Consider the following 4875-nt stretch of genomic DNA (forward strand, 5'->3'; position numbering starts at 1 on the left):
GAGTTCCGCGACAGCAGGTGCTCGAGCTTGGCCAGCCTGTCCGCCAGCGCCTCGTTGGTCTCCATCAGCTGCGCGAGCCGCCCGGACATGTCACGGATCTGCCGGTCCTGCGCGGCCAACTGCCCGGCCTGACGCCGCACCACAACGATCAGCTCGTCGCGCGACATCTCCTCCGGCTCGGACACCCCAAGATCACACCGCAGACCAGCCGATCATTCGTGATCGACACGCCACTGCCGCCAAGATCACACTGACCCCGACACGAGGTCACGCTCAAGATCGGGCTGAATGCTTACGCTCGCGGTAGTGAACCCAACGGCCGCGGGGCGCGCCGGTCGACCCCGAGGTGTGGCCAAGCGCAGCAGGCGGTGATGGCGTCTACTCCTCTGCTGGCCGCCTCCCCACGTCGACGCCCGGAAGCGCTCGCTCCAGCACGCCGCCGCGAGAGCTCTCAGAGGGGCTCGACGTTCTCCGCCTGCGGCCCCTTCTAGCCCTGTGTGGTGTCGAAGGACACCCGCTGGCCCTCCTCCAACGATTTGAAGCCGCTCCCCGTGATGGCCGAGTAGTGCACGAAAACGTCCTTACCACCGTCGTCAGGGGTGATGAAGCCGTAGCCCTTCTCGCCGTTGAACCATTTCACCGTGCCCTGAGTCATGTGTCCTCCCTGGTCGTCGCCAACGCGGTCGGTGTCGAAGGTATCTGTTCGCACTGTAGAACCATCGCCGGTCCGTCGGGGAGCAGACCGACCTGTCGTGTCCAACCAGACCTTTGTCGGTAGAGAATTGACAACCTTTCGCGTCAGCGTGGCGCGTAGGTATCGGTTGCGCCGAGCACGCCCGTAGCGCGTCGAGCTCATCGATGTCGACCGGCAGCTGGTGGTGACGCCGAGCCAGGGAGCGGAGCCCGACTCGGGTGGGCGGTGGTCGGGTCGCCGTTCTCGCCGCCATGCGCCGGCTCGACCTGACCGCCCCGCGCGACCTCGCGGTCATCAGCGCCGACGACATCCCGACCGCCGCCCTGGTCCCCGACCCTGGTCCCGAGCTCGGCGGTCGACTACGCACTCGTCGTCGCATCGGCACTCCCGGCGCAGCAAGCCAGCCCACGACCGAGCATCGTCTGTCGGTGCCTCTGGTTTCACTACAACGCCGCTCACCTGTGGCTTGTCCCCGGCGCCGTCGGCTGGTTCGGTGGGTTGGTGGGTGCCGGCCGGATGCCCGCTCGTCAGGTTCAGGCTGCGCCCGTACTGGCCCACTCATCTCGGGAGCAGACATGGCCACCGCCGACCCGACATTCTACCGCAGCGCCGCCGAGGCCGCGGCCGCGCCACCGGAGCAACTCGCCTACGTCGTCGCGTTCGACCGCAGTGGGGAGCTCCCGGATGCGCTCACCGTCATCGATGTCGACCCGGCATCGTCGGAGTACGGCCGGGTCGTCGGTTGGGCGGACCTCCCGACTCGCGGTGACGAGCTGCACCACTTCGGGTGGAACGCCTGCAGCAGCGCTCTGAAGCACAAGGGCCACGACACCGACGGCCTGGCGCGGCGCTACCTGCTGCTGCCTGGCCTGCGCAGCTCGAACGTCCACGTCTACGACACCGGGCCGGACCCGCGCTCGCCGCAGCTCGTGAGGACGATCGAGGCGCGGGAGCTGGCCAACATGGCGGGCTATTCCCGGCCGCACACGCTGCATTGCGGCCCGGACGGCATCTTCCTGTCCTGCCTGGGCGGGGCGGACGGCGCCGACGGCCCGGGGGGCATCGCGCTGCTCGACCACTCCACGTTCGACGTGCTGCGCGCGTGGGAGACCGACCGCGGACCGCAGTACCTCGCCTACGACGCCTGGTGGCACCTCAACCAGAACACACTGATCACCAGCGAGTGGGGCACCCCGTCGATGATCGAGGGCGGGGTCGACCCCGAGCTCCTGCTGGGCCAGAAGTACGGCCATTCCCTGCACTTCTGGGATCTGGCGGAAGGCCGACACGTTCAGTCCATAGACCTCGGGGCCCAGCACCAGATGGTGCTCGAGCTGCGTCCGTCGCACGACCCGGAGGCGACCTGGGGGTTCGTCGGTGTCGTCGTGTCGACCGAGGACCTGTCGGCATCGGTGTGGCGCTGGCATCGGGACGGTGACGCCTGGGCGGCGGAGAAGGTCATCTCGATTCCTGCCGAGCCGGCGGACGCCGACCTGCTGCCCCCGGCGCTGCAGCCCTTCGGTGCGGTACCGCCGCTGATCACCGACATCAACCTGGCGGTGGACGACAGCCTGCTCTACGTCTCCTGCTGGGGTACGGGCGAGCTCAAGCAGTTCGACGTGACCGACCCGGCGCACCCGCGGGAGGCCGGCTCGGTGCGCCTCGGTGGGATCGTCGGCCGCGTCCCGCACCCGGCCACCCCCGGCGAGCGGCTGGCCGGCGGCCCGCAAATGGTCGAGGTCAGTCGGGACGGGCGGCGCGTGTACCTCTCCAACTCGCTCTATGGTGCGTGGGACGACCAGTTCTACCCGCATGGCGTAGGGGCGTGGATGGCGAGGATCGACGCGAACCCCGGCGGCGGGATGGCGATCGACGAGCGGTTCTTCCCGCACGAGGATGACTTCCGCGGCCTGCGGGTGCACCAGGTGCGGCTGCAGGGCGGGGACGCGTCGTCGGATTCCTACTGCTACCGCTGACGCACCGCTCGGAGCTGGGTCCGCAGCAGTCGGTTCCGCTGGCGGAGGCGGAGCGCATCGCCCAGCAGTGGCCTGCTGCTCCGCGGAAGGCGGCCGAGACGATCCTGGACCACTACGGGCCGCCCAACGAGGCGACGCCGACCAAGATGTTCTGGTACCGGGTCGGCCCGTGGGCGCGGATGGAGATCACCGCCGACGAGGTGCTGCACAACTTCCCCACGCCGCACACCGACTACCTGACCCAATGGATCGACTACCCGGTCCCGGCCGAGGCCGGCAGCGCCCTCGCCGCCTTCGACGGCAGCACGCTCGTCGACCGCACCGCCGGTCAGCTCGGGGCCCGCTGTGACCACGAGGCCTACAACACCCTCACCCTCAACCTCGCCGCGGAGATCATCGAGGGCCGTCGCACCGTCGAGGACGCCCGCCGGTTCTACGGCGAAACCGCCGCCGCGTTCGTGCTCGGGCGCGACGCGCCCTACGCCGAGCGGCTCCAGGTCGTCCCACCCCGCGCGGAGACCGCCGACCCGGACGAGTCGATCATCGCCGGCCCGATGGCCGATCAGATCGCCGAGAAGCTCAAGGACCTGGTCGGGCGCGGCGAGCCGCCACGCTAGGTCGCGCGGAGGGAACGGGCGGCGGCCGCGATCACCCTGGGGTCGGCGCGGTCGTCCGGGGTCCGCGGACGCCAGATCCGGCGGACCACCCCGTCGACGACGAGCGCGTCGCCCCCCAGCTGCCGGGTGTCCTCCACGGGCTTCTGCAGCCGCCTGCCCCGCGCGACGGCGCGCGTGTAGTGCAGGAGGGTGCCCGGCGAGTAGACCTGCCAGACGGGCGCGCGCCCCAGGCCCAGCAGCCGGTACAGGTCGCGGTCCGGATCCGACAGCACCGTGCCGGTGAGCCCCAGGTGGTAGGCGAGCGCGTCGAGGGCCGCCGGCGGGCTAAGCTTGCTCTTTAACCCGCGCGCTGTTGTCGGGCGATCATGGTGAGGTCGCGTTTGACGGTCTTTCCGACGTCGTAGCGGGGTGCCGGTGTGTGGTTGCGGGAGCCGGGTGGTCGCCCGGGGCCGGGGCGCGCGGGTTTGGGTGCCCGGGCGGGGAGGACTGTCCGGGCGCGGAGGTTCCGAAAGCTGCGGCGCACCCTGGCTGGGGTCAGCCGCCCTGGCGGCGCGGGTTTCTCCCACGGGCGACGCAGGTCCTCAGCCAGCGGTCGGGCGAGGCGGAGTTGGGTGTGGGCGGCGATGATGAGCCAGGTCCAGCGGTCGGCGGCCTGGGGGGTGCGGATCTTCGGAGCGGTCCAGCCCAGGGTCTGCTTGAGCAGCCGGAAGGTGTGCTCGAGGTCGAACCTGCGCAGGAACGACTGCCACCAGCGGTCGACCTCGGCCGCGGCGGCGCCAGTGGTTGAGGACCACAGGCAGACCGGCTTGGGGTCACGATCCCCGGGCAGGTGCTGCAGGCGGATGAGGGTGCCTTCGATGACGGGCAGCTCACCGGCGTGGTCGAGCCAGCAACCGCGATGGGTGAGCCGCGGGTGCAGCCGGTCCCAGCTGGTGGCGGTCGCGGTGCCATAGCGGGTGGTCTCGGTGATCGTGACCTGGGCCGGCTCGGGCCAGGTCGCGGGCTTGTCCAGCGCGAACTCGGGCCCGTGCTTGGGTGGGCGCCCGGTAGTGCCGGGCGGCCGGGGCGGCTTCGGTAGCCGCAATACTGAATCGTCCTTGGTGGTGGAGAGGCTCTGATCTAGCAAGGAGACTGGAGCCGTGCCTGCACCTCGGAAGTTCGATGAGGAGACCCGTGCCCGGGCGGTGCGTCTGTACGCCGACCGGTTGCGTGATCGTGGGGAGTCCAAGCTCGCAGCCCGTAAGCACGTAGGTGAGTTGCTGGACATCAACCCGGCGACGATTCGGAATTGGGTGGAAGCCGACGAGCGTGCCGGCCGTCCTGCCGGGCCAGACGCGCACGATTCGGTCGATCCTGCGGCCGAGCTCGCCCGGCTGCGCGCCGAAAACGCCGAGCTGCGGCGGGCGAATGACATCCTGAAGACCGCCTCGGCGTTTTTCGCCCAGGCGGAGCTCGACCGCCGTAGCTATTCAGCAGGGTTCGGCGGCTGGTGGTAGCCATGCCCCGGTGGTGAACAGCTGAGTGAGGACGTCGAAGCTGTCGAGGCCCCACTTGGCGGTGGTGGACAGGTAGGACTGGACGACGGCGA

6 protein-coding genes and 1 pseudogene are annotated in these 4875 nt (G+C 70.1%); 3 read left to right on the forward strand and 4 right to left on the reverse strand.

Annotation, left to right across the window (positions count from 1 at the left end; all coding sequences use genetic code 11):
* On the reverse strand, window positions 1-185 hold a 185-nt coding region (locus KME75_RS39955), incomplete at its 3' end, for a hypothetical protein (RefSeq protein WP_219420197.1).
* 302 nt (window positions 186-487) lie between these two features.
* The gene (locus tag KME75_RS39960) at window positions 488-655 is read right to left on the reverse strand and encodes a cold-shock protein (protein ID WP_219420198.1); all 168 of its coding nucleotides are present in this window, start codon (window positions 653-655) and stop codon (window positions 488-490) included.
* 614 nt (window positions 656-1269) lie between these two features.
* On the opposite strand from KME75_RS39960, the gene KME75_RS39965 reads away from it, so the two are divergent.
* Together KME75_RS39965 and KME75_RS39970 are read left to right on the forward strand one after the other, a co-directional pair.
* Complete coding sequence (locus tag KME75_RS39965; RefSeq protein WP_219420199.1) at window positions 1270-2670, forward strand: selenium-binding protein SBP56-related protein; 1401 nt, start codon at window positions 1270-1272, stop codon at window positions 2668-2670.
* 146 nt (window positions 2671-2816) lie between these two features.
* Window positions 2817-3287, forward strand: coding sequence for a hypothetical protein (locus KME75_RS39970; RefSeq protein ID WP_219420200.1), 471 nt, complete (start codon window positions 2817-2819; stop codon window positions 3285-3287).
* On the opposite strand, the gene KME75_RS39975 is transcribed toward KME75_RS39970, so the two are convergent.
* A complete protein-coding gene (locus KME75_RS39975) occupies window positions 3284-3559 on the reverse strand; it encodes a thioredoxin domain-containing protein (RefSeq protein ID WP_219420201.1) in 276 nt (91 codons plus the stop codon). The genes KME75_RS39970 and KME75_RS39975 overlap by 4 nt on opposite strands.
* Window positions 3560-3624: 65 nt before the next feature.
* Window positions 3625-4371: a hypothetical protein gene (locus tag KME75_RS39980; RefSeq protein WP_219420202.1), complete on the reverse strand. Its 747-nt coding sequence runs from the start codon at window positions 4369-4371 to the stop codon at window positions 3625-3627.
* Window positions 4372-4426: 55 nt separating this feature from the next.
* Here KME75_RS39980 and KME75_RS39985 point away from each other — a divergent pair.
* Window positions 4427-4749 (forward strand): annotated as a pseudogene (locus KME75_RS39985) (transposase); the annotation flags it as partial.
* Window positions 4750-4875: the final 126 nt, after the last annotated feature.

Origin of the sequence: Pseudonocardia nigra (assembly GCF_019396355.1) — a bacterium.
GTDB classification, from domain to species: Bacteria; Actinomycetota; Actinomycetes; order Mycobacteriales; family Pseudonocardiaceae; genus Pseudonocardia; species Pseudonocardia nigra.